The following is a 14497-nucleotide window of genomic DNA, read 5'->3' as shown; positions in this document are numbered from 1 at the left end:
TAGAGAATCCGGGGCGATTCATCCGTACTGGATGTATGTGGCCATCCTGGACGGCAAGACCCGGCCTAGTCACCGGGCGCTGAGTGGCCAAGTGTTCCGCCACGATGACCCGATCTGGTCGGCGATCTACCCGCCCAACGGCTTCAACTGCCGTTGCCGCGTAACGGCGTTGAGCGAGGCAGCCGTCAAACGGAGAAACCTCAAGGTCGAGTCGAGCGAGGGGCGTCTATTCACCGAGACTGTGGACACCGGCATCGACAAGCGTACCGGCGAAGTCCGCACAGCGTCCGTGACCGGCATCCGTACCACCGATGCAGCGGGCAAACCCATCACCTTCCGTACTGATCCGGGATTCAATCACGCACCAGGTACTGGCTTGGCGGATGTTCTAAAACAGAAACAAGCAGCTGCTGGGGAGACTTGAGATGTTCACTGTTGAACTGGATCACCAACGCCTGCAGGCGGCCTTGCGTCGGGTTGAGTGGGCAGTAGGCGATCTGGCGCCACTGATGCGCGGCATCGGCGCCGAGCTGGCCAGCCAGACCGAGGAGAACTTCAGCGAGGAAGGTCGGCCCGACTGGGAAGACCTGTCCGATGTCACCACGGCACGCCGGGAGAAAACCGGTAACTGGCCTGGGCAGATGCTGCAGGTCAGTTCGGCAGGACTGGCCGCTTCGATCACAACACGGGCGACCGATAGCTCGGCCCTGGTCGGCAGCAACAAACCTTATGCCGCCATGATGCAGTTCGGGGGTAACCAGTCAGACTTCCCGCACCTGTGGGGTGACATTCCAGGTCGCCCATACCTGCCGATGGACGCCGAGGGCGAGCTGCAGCCCGAAGCAGAAGAGGCAATCTTGGAACTCGCATTGGGCCACCTGGAAAGAGCCGCCCGCCTGTAAGCTCCACAGAGGCACCTACGCTCGTATACGGCTCCGGTTCATCAAACCTTACAGGTGCTGAACGCTGTAAACGCTTTATAAAGCTCTCTTGCCTTACTTCCATCCTGCTGCGCGGGTGCCAACGGCACCCATATCGCACCAACACCGCCACGACACTCTTTAAACTCGATTAAAAGCCTTAGGCCGCCCATTAGCCCAGTCTGTGCCCATCACCTTCAATTGAAGCGCGCAGACCATGAAATCCATCCCTTTCTTCCGTGCTGGTAAGCATGTCGATAGCCAAGGCAGGTCCGTCGAGTTCACCGAGAACGACTTGGCGGCATCCATCAGCGGTTACGACCCAGCATTGCATCGGGCACCGCTGGTTATCGGTCATCCCAAGGATAACGGGCCAGCCTATGGCTGGGTTCGGTCGATCAGCCTAAATCCCAAAGGTGAAGCGACAGCAGTGCCTGAGCAGGTCCATAACGACTTTGCAGAGGGTGTTGCCGCTGGTACCTGGTATCCACGTTCGGCCTCTTGGTATGCGCCCACGGACCCGCGCAACCCCAAACCGGGCATTTACTACCTGCGCCACATCGGTTTCCTCGGCGCTCAGCCACCCGCCATCAAGGGCCTATCCGACATCCAGTTTGATGACGGCGAGGGTGTACTGGAAATCGAATTCGGTGACTTCGGCGACAGCATTTCGGCTGGAGTCTTTCGCCGCCTGCGTGAGTGGCTCATCGACAAGTTCAGTCAGGAAGACGCTGACCGCGTTGTACCTGGTTGGGACGTAGACAACTTGCTGGAGGAGTCTCGCCGCGAGGAGAACCGCCCTTCATTTTCCGAACCCAACACCCCCCGCCGCCATACCATCGAGGAACAGACAGTGACTCCAGAAGAACAGGCCGCCCTGCAGGCGGAAAACACTCGCCTCAAAACTGCCCTGGATAGCCACCTAGCCCAACAACGAAAGGAACAGGCTGACCAACGTCACTCCAAGAACCTGGCTTTCGCTGAAAGCCTGGTCGGTGCTGGCAAGCTGCTGCCCAAGCACACCGCCGCACTGATCGCGGCCCTGGACTTCGCCGAAGCAAGTGATGCACCGCTGGAGTTCGACGAAGGCGATCAACGCAAGCCGGTTATCGACGGCCTCAAGGCAATCTTCGACGATCTGCCACAACAGATCGACTTCGCGGAGCAAGCGAGCAAGCACCGCCAGGGCGATCTGCATGTCCCGAGCGATCTGGAGTTCGCCGAGAAGAACACCGATCCCGACCGCCTCAGCTTGCACAACCGTGCAACTGCCCTGGCCGCCGACAAAAACATCCCTTACGAGTCGGCGGTTCGCCAGCTCATCAAGTAACAAGGAGTCATCATGGCTGATCGTTTGAGCAAACTGCGGATCGTTGATCCGGTTCTCACTAACCTGGCGCGTGGTTATCGCAATGCCCAATACATCGGCGAGGGCTTGTTCCCTATTGCGCTGATGGACAAGGAAGCCGGGGTCATTCCGGTGTTCGGCAAGGAGGCTTTCGAAGTCTACGATACCGAGCGGGCAATCCGAGCCCAGTCCAACGTCATGACCCCGGATGATGTTGACGGCCTCGACGTTGTACTTCGCGAGCATGATCTCGCTTATCCCGTGGACTATCGCGAGAAGAACGAGTCCATGTTCGATGCTGAAGCCCGAGCCTCTCGGCGCGTCGTCAACTCCATTGATCTGCGCCGCGAGGTGCTCTGCGCCAAGTTAGCGCAAAACCCCAGCACTTTCCTTCCAGGTGCCAAAGTCACCCTGTCCGGTTCCAGCCAATGGAGCAATGGCGGTGGCGATCCCATCGCCGTGGTTGAGCAAGGCAAGGAAGTGGTTCGTAGTCGAATCGGTATTCGCCCTAACACCATGACCATGGGCGCTTCGGTGTATCAGTCTCTAAAGTTCCACCCAAAGCTTCAGGCGGCCTTGGGTTCGACCGAACGCAAGCTGATCACCGTTGAACACCTGAAAGCCCTGTTCGGCATCCAGGACATTCTGATCGGTGAATCCCTGGCGGGCTCGGTCAACACCTCCGATATCTGGAGCGACAACATGACGCTGGCCTATGTGGCCAAGCCTGCAGGTGGCGCCGAGGCCGACTACGACGAGCCGAGCTTCGGCTACACCCTGCGCCGCAAGGGTATGCCCGAGATCGATACCTATGACGGCTCGGGCGGCAAAGTGCGCTTCGTTCGCAATACCGACATCTATAAGCCTGTGGTTGTGGGCGCGGATGCTGGCTACCTGATTTCCGATATCAACGGCTGAGGTTCTCATGGCTACTAAGAAGTCAGGACAAGACGAGGACAGCACGTTGGCGAATGCTGAAGAAGCAGCGCCAGGGGGCGTCGGCCATGCCGCAGTGGCTGCTCCAGCTGCTGCAGCACCTTCGCAATCAGGTACTGCGCCAGCGAGCGAACAGCCCGGGACTCCAGCTGCAAGTGCAGTTTCCGCCGCCTCGGTTGCTCCTTCACCAAGCACGACGGCAGTTGATACAACTGCTGCCCCAGGTTCTGCCCAACTGCCTGGTTACCTGGTAACCGATGTGTCATCCGTGTTGCATGACGGCACCTGGTATCACCAGGGCGATGAAGTTTTCCTGAGCGACAAGGACGCGGTGCCGCTGTTGAACCGCCGAATTATCAAACCGTTGCGGAGCGAAAAATGAAGACTCAACAACCTGTTCTTACCACCTCGGTGGTCGCCCTGGTCGATCTTCCCCGCAACCGCTTTGCCAGTTTTGCGGGTGGGCTCTGCGGGGCTGGTGCCAAGGCCCTGGGCACGGTTCAAGCCGATACCGAGGCTGACAGTGTGGCTCCGGTCAATGTACTGGGTATCTGCCTGATCACAGCGGGTGCAGCAGTTGTGGCCGGTGTCGAGGTCGAGTCGGACGCCTCGGGGCGTGCGGTGACTCTCGCTACCGGCAAGTCCAACGGCTTCGCCATGGATGCCGCGACTGCTGCAGGTGATGTTATCCGTATCGTCCGGGGAATCTGACCAGTCATGCGCTACTGCAGCCGTGATGACATCGGGCGGGCTATTCCAGAGCTGACCCTTGTTCAGCTCTCGAGCGATGACCCCGCAGCCGAGCAGCCCAACGATAACGTGATTGAGGATGCCGTTCGCCAGGCAGAGGAACTGGTGGATGGTTACCTGCGCGGGCGTTACAACCTACCGCTCGATCCAGTGCCCACTGTGTTGCGCGATGCCGTGGTCTACCTGGCCCGGCACTGGCTGTACCAGCGCCGCCCGGAAGGTGCGTTGCCCGATGCGGTCAAGGACAGCCGCAAGGACACCATCAAGCTGTTGGAAAGCATCCGCGACGGCGTGGTCACCCTGGGCATGCCCAGCGGCCAGGCCACGCCCGAGCCGGGTGAAGTCCGTGTTCGCGCTCGTCGTCAACAGTTTGGTGGTGACCTGTGGGAGCAATACAAATGACCCCGCCCAAGACGCAAACCAAAGAGCTGCTGGACGCCATGCATAAGCGCCTGCAGGTGACCTTCGGCAAGACGTTGATGGTCGAGCTGTTTCCTGAAAACCCTGCGGCCTACCGCCTGAACCACCCCCGAGGTGCGATCTTGCTGGCATACGGCAAATCGTCCTTCGGCGGCTCCGAGGCCAACGATGCAGTGTTCCAGGCGCGCACCCTGGTCATTCGGTTGACCTTGGTGTTTCGCCAGCTCAACGGCAAGGATGGGGTGATCGGTTATCTGGACGAGATCCGCGAATGCCTGACCGGCTGGTTCGCCCCGCACTGCGACCAGGCCTGCCGCCCCGTGGCCGAACAGTTCATTGGTCAGGTCAGCGGCCTATGGCAATACGGCCAGGACTTTTCAATGCGTGCCACTCAACTGCAGGCGATGGTCCCCAACGAGCCACCGTTGCCAGCACACCTCCAATTTGAGGAGACCCCATGAATCTCACTCGTTACATCTACACCGGCCCACCAAGCGCCGCCTCTTTGCGGGTAGGCGATGAACTGCTTGAAGTGCAACTGCATACCAATGAAAGCGTTGAGCTGCCCCCAAGCCACGAATACACCAAGGTATTGCTGGAACTGAAGCATTTACGGGCAATGCCGGTCGAGGCTAAAGCCTCCTTCAAGTCTGTTGCCGAGGTCGCACCAAAGGGAGCGAAGTCTTAATGGCCAGCACCACTGAACGCGACTTCATCGCCCGCCAACAGGTTATCCGTCAGGCCATGCTCGGAGCCCTCTATGAGAAGCGCAAAACCGGGCATTCGGGATTCTCGCGAGACCTGACACATACCTTGGGACATGACCCGCAAGAGTGCGTGTTCGCACTTGAGTTCCTGGTTGAAATGGGCCTTGTCCGTCACGAATCCATTCATTGCCGGATCACCGCGCAGGGCATTACTTACTTTGAACAGAGGGTGTCGGCATGAGCGCCAATTACTTACACGGCATTGAAACCACCGAGATCGAGCGAGGCCCCCGGGCAATCAAGGTGGTCAAGTCTGCAGTCATTGCCTTGGTCGGCACCGCACCCATTGGCCCAGTCAATCAACTGACTCTGTGCTTGACCGAGGGCGATGCAGCCCAGTTCGGTGCCCATCTCACTGGCTTCAGCATTCCCGAGGCCCTGGACGGCATCTATGACTTCGGCGCCGGTACTGTGCTTGTGGTCAATGTCCTCGATCCGGCTATCCATCGGACGGATGTGTCGGGCCAGGCTCGCCAGTTCGGCGACAACGATCTCCTGCAGCTCGGGCACGGTGCGTTGCAACAGCTGAAAGTGAAGTCAGCGGATGACACCAACACCTATACGCTGGCCACTGACTACACCGTGGACATGCTGACTGGCCGGGTAAAACGCCTGGCGACAGGGACGATTCCAGCCAATGCCCAGGTCAATGCGGACTACACCCATGCCGACCCGAGCAAGGTCACGCCTGCCGAGATCATCGGCGCGGTGACGTTGGCAGGCCGCCGTACCGGCTTGAAGGCGTTCCAGGACAGCTACAATACCCTGGGCTTCTTCTCCAAGATTTTCATTGCCCCTGGTTTCAGCACCCTGAATGCGGTGGGTGTCGAACTGATTTCAGAAGCTACCAAGGTTGGCGCCGTCGCCTACATCGACGCGCCGATCGGCGCAACGGTGCAACAGGTGATTGCCGGTCGTGGGCCGGTGGGCACCATCAACTTCAACACCAGCAGCGACCGAGCCCGTTTGTGCTACCCGCACGTCAAAGTGTACGACGCTGCAACCAACGGCGAGCGCCTGCAGCCACTGTCGATCCGTGCTGCCGGCCTGCGGGCCAAGGTGGACAACGACAAGGGTTACTGGTGGAGCAGCTCCAACCAGGAACTGCTTGGCATCATTGGGCTGGAGCGCCCGTTGACGGCGCGGATCGATGACCCAAACAGCGAGGTCAACCTGCTGAACGAAGTGGGCATCACCACCGTGTTCAACTCGTTCGGCACCGGACTGCGCCTGTGGGGTGACCGCATGGCAGCCTGGCCGAGCGTGACCCATATGCGCAACTTCGAGAACGTGCGGCGCACCAAGGACGTGGTCGACGAGTCGATCCGCTACAGCTCGCTGCAATTCGTAGACATGCCGATCACCAACTCGCTCATCACCAGCATCACCGAGAGCGTCAATCTGCTCCTACGCAAGCTGATCGGCGATGAAGCCTTGATCGGCGGTGAATGTTGGTATGACCCAGCACGCAATCCCCGGACTGAGCTTGAAAAAGGGCATGCGTTGTTCAACTACAAGCTGACCGTGCCGCTGCCATTTGAGCGCGGAACCTTTGAAACCGAAATCACCGGGGAATACCTGGTCAACCTGGGAGCCCAATAATGGCCGGTTTTAGTGCTCACCGTGTTTCCAACGCCGCTATTTACCTCGACGGCGCCAGCTTCTTTGGTCGTGCCGAAGAGATCGATCTGGGCTCGGTCAAGACCGTGACCAGCGACTTCCAGGGACTCGGTATGGTCGGATTGATCGAACTGCCAGACGGCATCGATAAGCTTGAAGGCAAGATCATCTGGAACAGCTTGTACTACGACGCGGCGGTCAAGCTGGTGACCCCGTTCAAGAGCGTGCAGTTGCAGTGTCGTTCCAACGTCCAGGTGTTCAACAACGGCGGCCTGGTCAATGAAGTGGCCCTGGTGACGATGATGACCATCACTGGTAAGGAGTACCAACTGGGCAGTCATAAGCCACGAGATCCGACCAAGTACGAGACCCCGTTCTCGGCGACCTACGTGCGTCAGGTACTGGATGGGCAGGAGGTGGTACTGCTCGATTACTTGGCCAACATCTTCCGCGTCGGCGGTCAGGATCAATTGGCCAAGTACCGCCAGAACATCGGTCAGGCTTGACTTCATCAGGTTTTGTAATTGGAGGTGGCTATGACCTTGACGTCTAAACAGCAGGCAGACAATTGGGAAGCATCGAACGCCATTGTCATCATGATCGATAGCCAGGTTCGCCGGGACGTCGATCTGGTGCATGCGCAACAATATTGGGCCAAGACATTGGAAGAGGCCCCTACTGCTGTATTGGTAGAGGCATTAAGCTACGCCTTGGCGTCTGGCCGCTATCAAGAAGCACCACGCAACCGTTGCCATTGCTGCACTCATCGTCATTGATGCGAAACAGGACTAGCTCCAATGGACTGGAGTTGCCAGGACGGCACCCCGAAGCCCCGCCAATTTTGCGGGGCTTCGTCTTTAAACTCGATTAAAAGCCAACACCACGACCAGGTGCGATGCTCAGGACTCATTTAGAGCAACTGATCTCTCGATCAACCTGGAGTAACGAACGTGGCCGACGCCCTCAGCATTCCCCTCAAGTTTCCCTTCACCTCCGCAGCTGGCGTGAAAATCAGTTCGCTGCCCATCACTCGCCTCAAGCGCAAAGACATCAGCGCCGCTCAAACCCACACCAAGGGCGAGCTCGCCCTGGAGGATTTCCTGCTCGCAAGAATGACCGGTCTTACCATCGAAGACCTGATGGACCTGGACATCGCCGACTCCAAGACGCTCGTCGAGGTGTTTCGGGAAATGGCTGGCGGAGGAGACCTTACTTCAATCCTGGGACGAAGCACTGCTGCTGGTGCTGAGGATGCAACCGTCCGAGATCGATGAACTGGACATGGAGCGGTATTGGTTCTGGGTCGAGGTGTGCCGACGTGAGATTGATCGTCGCATTGAAGCCGCCGAGCGGATGAGTCACTGATCAGCGAGTAGTTTATGGCGAATGAAGTCTTGGTTGGGCTGCGAATCGGCGCCGCTGTTTCGAGTTCCTTGAGTGCCGCGTTCGGCTCGGCCAGATCGACCGTGCAGCAGCTTGGACGGGCGACCGATGGTCTGACGAGCAAACAGAAGCTGATCGGGACCGAACTGGCGGCTTCGCTGGCACGCGGTGGGACCGGCATCGAGCGCATGCGCCGACAGTACGACCAGGTTGGCCGCACCATCGAACAGTTGAAGATCAAGCAGGAGAGCCTCAACGCCAGTATCGCCAGGGGCGCCACGCTCAAGGACCAGCGTGGCGAGCTTCGCGGGCGGGCCATGGAAACCCTGGGCACGGCAGCCGTGGTGGGTGCACCTGTTGTGCAATCGCTGCGCACAGCCATCGACTTCCAGGATCGGACTCGCGACATTGCCATTACGGGTGGATTCGACGAAGCCGAAGAAAAGCGCTTGGGCGATGTGATGCGCGGCGCAGCCTTGAAGTGGAACCAAACCCAGACCGAGGTAGCACAGGGCACAGCCGTTTTGATTGCCGGGGGTATTTCCAGTGCGAAGGAGTTGGAAGCCTACGCCCCGATAATGGCCAAGGCCGCGACAGCCACTCGGGCCAGCATGGATGACCTAGGTTCGGTGGCCATCGCGCTCAACGATAACCTTGGCATTGGCGCGGCCGGCCTGGAGCGTGCCATGAACATGCTGGCCTATGCCGGTGATCGTGGTCAGTTTGAGCTGGCCGACATGGCCAAGTGGTTGCCTCAGTTGACTCCCCAGTTCGCCGCGCTGGGCATCACTGGAGAGCGGGCCGTTGCCGAGATTGGCGCATCCCTACAGATTGCTCGTAAAGGCGCGGGAAGTAACGACGAAGCCGCCAACAACTTCAAGAATTTCCTTTCCAAGTTGACGGCGCCCGATACGATCAAAGCCTTTAAGGATGCTGGCATTGATATCAAGGAATCCCTGTCCAACATGGTTAACAAGGGCCTGACGCCTACTCAGGCCATGCTCGACGTTGTAACCCAGTACATGGGCACTAAAGCTCCAGCGGCGGCGGCAGAGTTTCAAAAGGCCATGGCACTTAAAGATGACAAAGAACGTGAGACCGCTCTGAATCGTCTGAATGAAGCCTATAAGTTGGGTGAGTTGTTTCGCGACCAGCAAGCGCTGTCCTACATTCGGCCTGCATTGGCCAATCGAGCCGAGGGGGCGGATATCCAGAAAGGCAGTGCCAACGCGGCGGACAAGAATGTTCTGGATGAAAAGTGGCAAAAGCGCATGGGGAGCGCAAAAGAACAACTCAAAGCACTGACCGTCAGTTTGTCTGAAGTAGGCATCGCTGTTGGCGGCACGCTTTTGCCTTCCCTTGTCGAAACAACCAAGGCCATTGTTCCTGTTGTTCGCTCGTTTGGTGTCTGGGCCGAAAACAACCCCGCCCTGGTCAGCGGCATTGTAAAAGCAGTGGCCAGTGTTGTCGGGCTGAAGTTGGCCTTCATCGGCGTGAAGTATGGAGCCAACCTCGGACTGAGCGCGCTCAACAGTGCGGGCACCATGATGTCCTTGCTGTCGGGCAAGACAACATTGTTGAGGGCCTCGATGTTGGCGACTCGGTTTGCTCCATTGATATCGGGCGTAGGCAGCTTGACAGCCTTGTTGCCGGGCCTCACGGCTGCGACGGCTGCATTTGGCGCGGTCCTGGCCGCCACGCCTATTGGCTGGGTCATTGCGGGTATCGCTGCGGTTGTTGCGGCTGTCGCCATTGCCGGAGTGCTGATCTACAAGTACTGGGAGCCGATCAAGGCTTTCGCCAGCGGTTTCTTCACTGGCTTCATTGAAGGGCTCCAGCCCATCCGGGAGGCGTTTAGCGCTGCCTTTGCCCCCATGGAACCGTTGTTCTCCAGCCTGGGCGAGATGCTTGGGCCGGTTATCCAGTGGTTCAGGGAACTCTTCACCCCAGTCAGCCTGACGGGCGATGAGATGGGGCGTACAACCAGCGCGGGCGTTAAGTTCGGGCAGATCGTCGGGTCGGTGCTGTCAACGTTGTTTGCGCCCGCCCGCTGGCTTCTGGAGTTGTTTACCGAGATTCCCAAGGCATTCAGTGGCGGCCTGAGCGGTGTCGCTTCGCTGATCGCCAACTTCTCACCCACCGGCCTGTTCTATAGGGCCTTTGCCGGGGTGATGAGCTACTTCGGCGTTGAGCTGCCGGGCAAGTTCACCGAGTTCGGCAGCATGCTGATAACGGGTCTGATCAACGGCATCGGCAATATGGTTGGGTCACTCAAAGATACCGTTCTTGGTGTCGCTGGCTCAGTCAAAGGCTGGTTCACCGAGACCCTCGGCATCCAGTCGCCGAGCCGCGTGTTCATGGGCTACGGTGCGAATATCAGTGAGGGCGCGGCCATTGGTATCACCTCGCAGGTTGGCCTTGTTCGTAACGCCGCCCTGGGGATGGCTGCGCAGTCCCAAGTTGAGCTGCTGCCTCCTAATCCGGTGAATGTCTCCAGGGCCAGCATGATGGGCGGCGGCGCGTCTTCAGGCGGCGGCCAATCGGTCTTCAACTTCTCGCCTCAAATCACGGTGCCAGGTGGCTCAGGTGTTCGTGATCAGGTCGGCCAGGTCTTGCAGTCTAGCTATGCCGACTTTGTGCGGTTCATGGAGCGTTACGAGTACGACAAGCAACGCCGTAGCTATGGACCAGCAGCCGGAGGTGCCGCCTGATGTTCGCAATCCTAGGGGACATTGAATTCACCGTTGCCGGTGGCATTACCGGTATAGAGCAACGCGGATCAGCCGACTGGGCAGAGCATCCTCGCATCCAGGGCAAGCCATTGCTTGAGTGGATTGGTGAGGGCCTGGACGAATACAGTTTGACCATCGAGCTGCATTCAGTCCTAGGCGACCCCGAGGTACGACTGCGGGCTTTGCAGGCTGCAAAGAAAAAGCATGAGCCATTGGCATTCGTCATGGGGAGCGGCCAGTACCTGGGGCCGTATGTCATCGTTGATCTGAGCAACGCCATCCGCCGCGCTACAGATAAAGGTCAGATCAGATCCGCAACAGTCCAAGTGAGCTTGAAAGAGTACACAGGGGCGTTTACTCGCAAGGCTCTTCGTCCTGGTTTGCTTGATCCGACTGTCAGCGGGACCTCTGCTGCAGTAGTCGGTTCTCCTGGGCTGATATCCCGGATGCTGCCTTCTCCCAGCACAACCCAGTTGGTGATAGGTCACGCGAAAACTGCAGGCAGCGTACTGAAGGCAGGCCAGAACCTCTATGAGACGGTCAAGAGCGGCAACGCCTCGATGATCCTTGGCCAGGTCCCCCAGTTGCTGGGCGTGACCGCACGGGCAATCGAGCCGCTGCAGGGACTAAAGGAAACGGCTGGCCTGCTCGATGACGGCTCTGACCTGTCACGCCTGGGCGAGGATGTGCTCTCAAGCGTCATGGGCGCTCGATCCAGCCTGAGCCCTGTAGACCTGGACAACATAGTTGACCGCTTCGATGCGTCGAGAGAGTCACTTGGCCAGGCACTGACCAAGATGGACGGTGCCAGTACCCGACTCTCCGGCCTGGCTGCGCAAGTTCTCACGAGGAAGGCATGATGTTTCTTGTCCATGTCACCACAGAGGGAGAGCGCTGGGATCAACTGGCCTGGCGTTATTACGGTGATGCTTACAGGTATCTGCCGATCGTTGAGGCAAATCCTCATGTGCCGATCACTGCCGCGCTGCCTGCAGGCCTGACCTTGGCCATTCCAATGATTGAGCCCAAACCTGCAGCGGAGGACCTGCCGCCATGGATGCGATAACACCTGCCCAAGTGCCCGAAGCGCGCTTCGTTCTGAAGTACCAGCAGCGCAACATCACCCGTAACATCAGTGAGCACCTGATATCGCTGACTTATCAGGACTTCTTGAGCGGTGAGGCCGACAATCTGGATGTCGAGCTGGAGGACTCCGAGGGCAAGTGGCGAGACGCTTGGTATCCGGGGCACGGCGATACCTTGGCGCTGTCCATCGGGTGGGCTGGGCAGCCCCTACGGACCGTGGGCCGGTTTGAAATCGACGGCATCGAGCTGCGTTGTCCGCCTTCGACGATCACTATTCGTGCCCTCGGCACGGGCATCAACACCCCGCTGCGCACGCCAGAACACAAGGCCTACGAAAACACCACTTTGGATGCAGTGGCCAAGCAGGTTGCCACGCGCCAGGGGCTGGTCCTGGTGGGCAGCATCGAGCCGATCAAACTCGACAGGCTGACCCAGCAGGAGTCGGACCTGGTCTTTCTGCGCAAGCTCGCCGAGGAGTATGACTATGCCTTCAAAGTCACCGGCAACAAGATGGTGTTTCATGCCATCAGTGAACTTGCCAGAGGTACGCCAGTGGCCACTCAAGTCCTCGGCGACCTGGCGAACGTCAACCTACGAGACCAGATCCGCGACATCCCCAAAGCCGTGAAGGTCAAACACAAAGACCCCGCGCAAAAAAAGCTGGTCGCCTACGACATCGTCAACGGCGAGACCGTCGCGGTCCCCAGCAGCGCCAGTAAGACCACGACCAGCGGCGACACCAAGAAGAAGCGCAAGCGCACCGCTTCTGCCGAAGAGGCCAAGGCGAAAGCTAAGGCTGAACTGGCCAAGGCCAACCGTGAGCGTACAAAGGGCAGTTGGACCGCGATGGGCCGCCCCAACCTGGTCAGCGGAAACATCGTTACCCTGGCCGCTGCAGGCAAACTCGGAGGTAACTACCTGATCACTTCCGCTCGCCATGAAATGACGCGCAGTGGCGGCTACATCGTTGATATGGAGGCGTGCCGGATCTCGGCGCCCTCGATCTCCATGACGCTGGAAAACACCAAGCCAGACCTTGCCCTATCGACATACGGCATCGAGCGCGAGGTGGTGGCCTGATGGGCGTTGAACTGGAATACGGCGAAGTCAGCGCCGTGGACTACGTGACATGCCGCATCCGGGTTCGCCTTGATGAGCGGGATGGTGTCGAGAGCTACTGGCTCAACGTGCCCCAGCGCAACACCCAGGGCACGAAGCGCCGCCCATTGATGCCCGAACTGGGGGAGCAGGTCGCCGTGCTGCTCGATGCTGATGGTGTAGGTGGTGTGTACCTGGGCGGGGTCTATTCAACAGCAGAACCGCCGCCTGTAGTCGATGAGAACACCGACTATGTACGCTTCAGCGACGGGACTGTCTCGACCTACGACCGATCTTCCGGGGTCATGACTCTGGATTGCGTGGGGGCTTTGCTTGTGAAGTGCGGGCGGAATATCACGGTTGAAGCTGGGGAGCCGGTGGTAGTCAGGGCGCCTGCAGCGACGTTGGATGTCCCGCAGATCACGCTAAATGGAAACCTGCAGATGAATGGCGATCTGCAGGTCAATGGAGGCATCAGCGCCAGTGGAGCGATCATGGACGCAGGTGGAAACTCGAACCATCACAGCCATTAGAAGTGGCGTCTAGAGGAGCTTGGCCATCATCTCAAGATCATTAGCAACAGCGTCATAACCAAAAAAGTTAGTCGGGGCCTCGTATGCAAATTCGAAAGTGTCGTTTGGTTTGTAATCCGGCAAACGGCTACGTAGTTCGTCTCGCAAGATAAGCGCTTCGGCTTTAAAGCGCCGATCATACTCGTTGGTACGTTCAAGTGAGGTGTTGAGCATCAATCGCATCTGCTGCGCCCACTGCTGATCTCCTTCTGATCCAGTACGCACTGGATCGAAAAAACGACGCTCTATGTTCGAGTTTTCCAGGCGTCGAAAACGCCCGATAAACTCCCTAATATCACCAACTAGTTTTAAAGTTTTATCCTTTAGCTCAGCCGCTCCAGACTCCACAACCTCTGTCAGCATCTGATCATACTTGGATGCTTTCTCTCGATATGACTCTGTTTGTTCTGATCTCAAGTGAAGGCGTTCCGTAAGCGTTTCCAGCCTGGCTTTCGCTTGATCAAGAATCGCCGTGTAACGCCAGCGAGCGACGAAATAGGCTGTGGCAAACATTAGAGCCGCCAAGATTAGAAAGCTGAATGGGGCGACAGAGATCACAGCCCATTCATCCTTGATGGTTTTAAGTAGATCCATGTTATCCCCAAGCTGAGACAGACCAAAATGGTGTGGGTAATCATACAACGAGTCTCTTTAAACTCGATTAAAAGCCAGTGCTGTTCGGTTTCCACATTATGGTCACATGACCACGCCCACTCCTTACAGCAGCATCACCGCCGCCCACTGGCAACCCGCCCTCGGTACTTCCGGCGAGGTGGTCGAGGGCCTGCGTGACATCGACCAAGCGATCCGCATCATCCTGACCACCCCCAGGGGCAGTGATGCGCACCGGCCGGAATTCGGCAGC

At 58.4% G+C, this 14497-nt stretch carries 20 protein-coding genes; 19 read left to right on the top strand and 1 reads right to left on the bottom strand.

The genetic code is table 11. The annotated features are described in order from the left end of the window. From U873_RS0133300 to U873_RS0133210, 19 genes are all read left to right on the top strand, one after another. Positions 1 to 424: phage minor head protein (locus U873_RS0133300; RefSeq protein WP_043274803.1), on the top strand; the 424-nt coding region annotated here is incomplete at its 5' end. 1 nt (position 425) lies between these two features. After that, complete coding sequence (locus U873_RS0133295; protein ID WP_025132363.1) at positions 426 to 902, top strand: phage virion morphogenesis protein; 477 nt, start codon at positions 426 to 428, stop codon at positions 900 to 902. A 235-nt stretch (positions 903 to 1137) separates the two neighbouring features. Further along, the gene (locus U873_RS0133290) at positions 1138 to 2250 is read left to right on the top strand and encodes a hypothetical protein (RefSeq protein WP_025132362.1); all 1113 of its coding nucleotides are present in this window, start codon (positions 1138 to 1140) and stop codon (positions 2248 to 2250) included. Positions 2251 to 2262: 12 nt separating this feature from the next. After that, positions 2263 to 3186 (top strand): hypothetical protein, encoded by a 924-nt coding sequence (locus tag U873_RS0133285; RefSeq protein WP_025132361.1) that lies wholly within the window; start codon positions 2263 to 2265, stop codon positions 3184 to 3186. A gap of 7 nt (positions 3187 to 3193) precedes the next feature. Beyond that, a complete protein-coding gene (locus tag U873_RS36825; RefSeq protein WP_157838139.1) occupies positions 3194 to 3586 on the top strand; it encodes a hypothetical protein in 393 nt (130 codons plus the stop codon). Beyond that, positions 3583 to 3915, top strand: coding sequence for a capsid cement protein (locus U873_RS0133270; RefSeq protein WP_025132359.1), 333 nt, complete (start codon positions 3583 to 3585; stop codon positions 3913 to 3915). The genes U873_RS36825 and U873_RS0133270 overlap by 4 nt, the downstream gene beginning before the upstream one ends. Positions 3916 to 3921: 6 nt before the next feature. After that, entirely contained in the window at positions 3922 to 4356 is a 435-nt protein-coding gene (locus U873_RS0133265; protein WP_025132358.1) for a gp436 family protein, read from the top strand. Beyond that, positions 4353 to 4835: a Gp37 family protein gene (locus tag U873_RS0133260; RefSeq protein WP_025132357.1), complete on the top strand. Its 483-nt coding sequence runs from the start codon at positions 4353 to 4355 to the stop codon at positions 4833 to 4835. Before U873_RS0133265 ends, U873_RS0133260 begins: the two co-directional genes overlap by 4 nt. After that, entirely contained in the window at positions 4832 to 5062 is a 231-nt protein-coding gene (locus tag U873_RS0133255; protein ID WP_025132356.1) for a hypothetical protein, read from the top strand. The genes U873_RS0133260 and U873_RS0133255 overlap by 4 nt, the downstream gene beginning before the upstream one ends. Continuing rightward, positions 5062 to 5322, top strand: a complete 261-nt coding sequence (locus U873_RS0133250; RefSeq protein WP_025132355.1) for a hypothetical protein — start codon at positions 5062 to 5064, stop codon at positions 5320 to 5322. Before U873_RS0133255 ends, U873_RS0133250 begins: the two co-directional genes overlap by 1 nt. Continuing rightward, complete coding sequence (locus tag U873_RS0133245; protein ID WP_025132354.1) at positions 5319 to 6743, top strand: phage tail sheath subtilisin-like domain-containing protein; 1425 nt, start codon at positions 5319 to 5321, stop codon at positions 6741 to 6743. Before U873_RS0133250 ends, U873_RS0133245 begins: the two co-directional genes overlap by 4 nt. Beyond that, positions 6743 to 7267 (top strand): phage major tail tube protein, encoded by a 525-nt coding sequence (locus tag U873_RS0133240; protein WP_025132353.1) that lies wholly within the window; start codon positions 6743 to 6745, stop codon positions 7265 to 7267. The genes U873_RS0133245 and U873_RS0133240 overlap by 1 nt, the downstream gene beginning before the upstream one ends. 30 nt (positions 7268 to 7297) lie before the next feature. Then, on the top strand, positions 7298 to 7537 hold the full coding sequence (locus U873_RS36820; protein ID WP_157838138.1) for a hypothetical protein: 240 nt from the start codon (positions 7298 to 7300) through the stop codon (positions 7535 to 7537). A 174-nt stretch (positions 7538 to 7711) separates the two neighbouring features. After that, positions 7712 to 8035: a phage tail assembly protein gene (locus U873_RS0133235; protein ID WP_025132352.1), complete on the top strand. Its 324-nt coding sequence runs from the start codon at positions 7712 to 7714 to the stop codon at positions 8033 to 8035. A gap of 105 nt (positions 8036 to 8140) precedes the next feature. After that, positions 8141 to 10855 (top strand): phage tail tape measure protein, encoded by a 2715-nt coding sequence (locus U873_RS0133230; protein ID WP_025132351.1) that lies wholly within the window; start codon positions 8141 to 8143, stop codon positions 10853 to 10855. Then, on the top strand, positions 10855 to 11736 hold the full coding sequence (locus tag U873_RS0133225; protein WP_025132350.1) for a phage tail protein: 882 nt from the start codon (positions 10855 to 10857) through the stop codon (positions 11734 to 11736). Before U873_RS0133230 ends, U873_RS0133225 begins: the two co-directional genes overlap by 1 nt. Beyond that, positions 11733 to 11942, top strand: a complete 210-nt coding sequence (locus U873_RS0133220; protein WP_081818751.1) for a tail protein X — start codon at positions 11733 to 11735, stop codon at positions 11940 to 11942. Before U873_RS0133225 ends, U873_RS0133220 begins: the two co-directional genes overlap by 4 nt. Continuing rightward, on the top strand, positions 11930 to 13042 hold the full coding sequence (locus U873_RS0133215; protein ID WP_025132348.1) for a phage late control D family protein: 1113 nt from the start codon (positions 11930 to 11932) through the stop codon (positions 13040 to 13042). The genes U873_RS0133220 and U873_RS0133215 overlap by 13 nt, the downstream gene beginning before the upstream one ends. Continuing rightward, positions 13042 to 13593, top strand: a complete 552-nt coding sequence (locus U873_RS0133210; protein ID WP_025132347.1) for a phage baseplate assembly protein V — start codon at positions 13042 to 13044, stop codon at positions 13591 to 13593. Before U873_RS0133215 ends, U873_RS0133210 begins: the two co-directional genes overlap by 1 nt. A 9-nt stretch (positions 13594 to 13602) precedes the next feature. Here U873_RS0133210 and U873_RS0133205 read toward each other — a convergent pair whose 3' ends face one another. Then, on the bottom strand, positions 13603 to 14274 hold the full coding sequence (locus U873_RS0133205) for a hypothetical protein (RefSeq protein WP_025132346.1): 672 nt from the start codon (positions 14272 to 14274) through the stop codon (positions 13603 to 13605). Positions 14275 to 14497: the final 223 nt, after the last annotated feature.

The sequence above is a fragment of the Pseudomonas sp. PH1b genome (assembly GCF_000633395.1).
In the GTDB taxonomy this organism is placed as follows: Bacteria; Pseudomonadota; Gammaproteobacteria; order Pseudomonadales; family Pseudomonadaceae; genus Aquipseudomonas.
The sequence above is the reverse complement of the archived record's forward strand: the minus strand, read 5'-3'. Positions and strand labels throughout refer to the sequence as shown.

Coding starts and splice junctions, on each gene's coding strand:
- U873_RS0133260 (WP_025132357.1), top strand. CDS start 4,353: ATGACCCCGCCCAAGACGCAAACCAAAGAGCTGCTGGACGCCATGCAT.
- U873_RS0133230 (WP_025132351.1), top strand. CDS start 8,141: ATGGCGAATGAAGTCTTGGTTGGGCTGCGAATCGGCGCCGCTGTTTCG.
- U873_RS36820 (WP_157838138.1), top strand. CDS start 7,298: ATGACCTTGACGTCTAAACAGCAGGCAGACAATTGGGAAGCATCGAAC.
- U873_RS0133220 (WP_081818751.1), top strand. CDS start 11,733: ATGATGTTTCTTGTCCATGTCACCACAGAGGGAGAGCGCTGGGATCAA.
- U873_RS0133225 (WP_025132350.1), top strand. CDS start 10,855: ATGTTCGCAATCCTAGGGGACATTGAATTCACCGTTGCCGGTGGCATT.
- U873_RS0133245 (WP_025132354.1), top strand. CDS start 5,319: ATGAGCGCCAATTACTTACACGGCATTGAAACCACCGAGATCGAGCGA.
- U873_RS0133295 (WP_025132363.1), top strand. CDS start 426: ATGTTCACTGTTGAACTGGATCACCAACGCCTGCAGGCGGCCTTGCGT.
- U873_RS0133290 (WP_025132362.1), top strand. CDS start 1,138: ATGAAATCCATCCCTTTCTTCCGTGCTGGTAAGCATGTCGATAGCCAA.
- U873_RS0133265 (WP_025132358.1), top strand. CDS start 3,922: ATGCGCTACTGCAGCCGTGATGACATCGGGCGGGCTATTCCAGAGCTG.
- U873_RS0133250 (WP_025132355.1), top strand. CDS start 5,062: ATGGCCAGCACCACTGAACGCGACTTCATCGCCCGCCAACAGGTTATC.
- U873_RS0133240 (WP_025132353.1), top strand. CDS start 6,743: ATGGCCGGTTTTAGTGCTCACCGTGTTTCCAACGCCGCTATTTACCTC.
- U873_RS0133255 (WP_025132356.1), top strand. CDS start 4,832: ATGAATCTCACTCGTTACATCTACACCGGCCCACCAAGCGCCGCCTCT.
- U873_RS0133285 (WP_025132361.1), top strand. CDS start 2,263: ATGGCTGATCGTTTGAGCAAACTGCGGATCGTTGATCCGGTTCTCACT.
- U873_RS36825 (WP_157838139.1), top strand. CDS start 3,194: ATGGCTACTAAGAAGTCAGGACAAGACGAGGACAGCACGTTGGCGAAT.
- U873_RS0133270 (WP_025132359.1), top strand. CDS start 3,583: ATGAAGACTCAACAACCTGTTCTTACCACCTCGGTGGTCGCCCTGGTC.
- U873_RS0133215 (WP_025132348.1), top strand. CDS start 11,930: ATGGATGCGATAACACCTGCCCAAGTGCCCGAAGCGCGCTTCGTTCTG.
- U873_RS0133210 (WP_025132347.1), top strand. CDS start 13,042: ATGGGCGTTGAACTGGAATACGGCGAAGTCAGCGCCGTGGACTACGTG.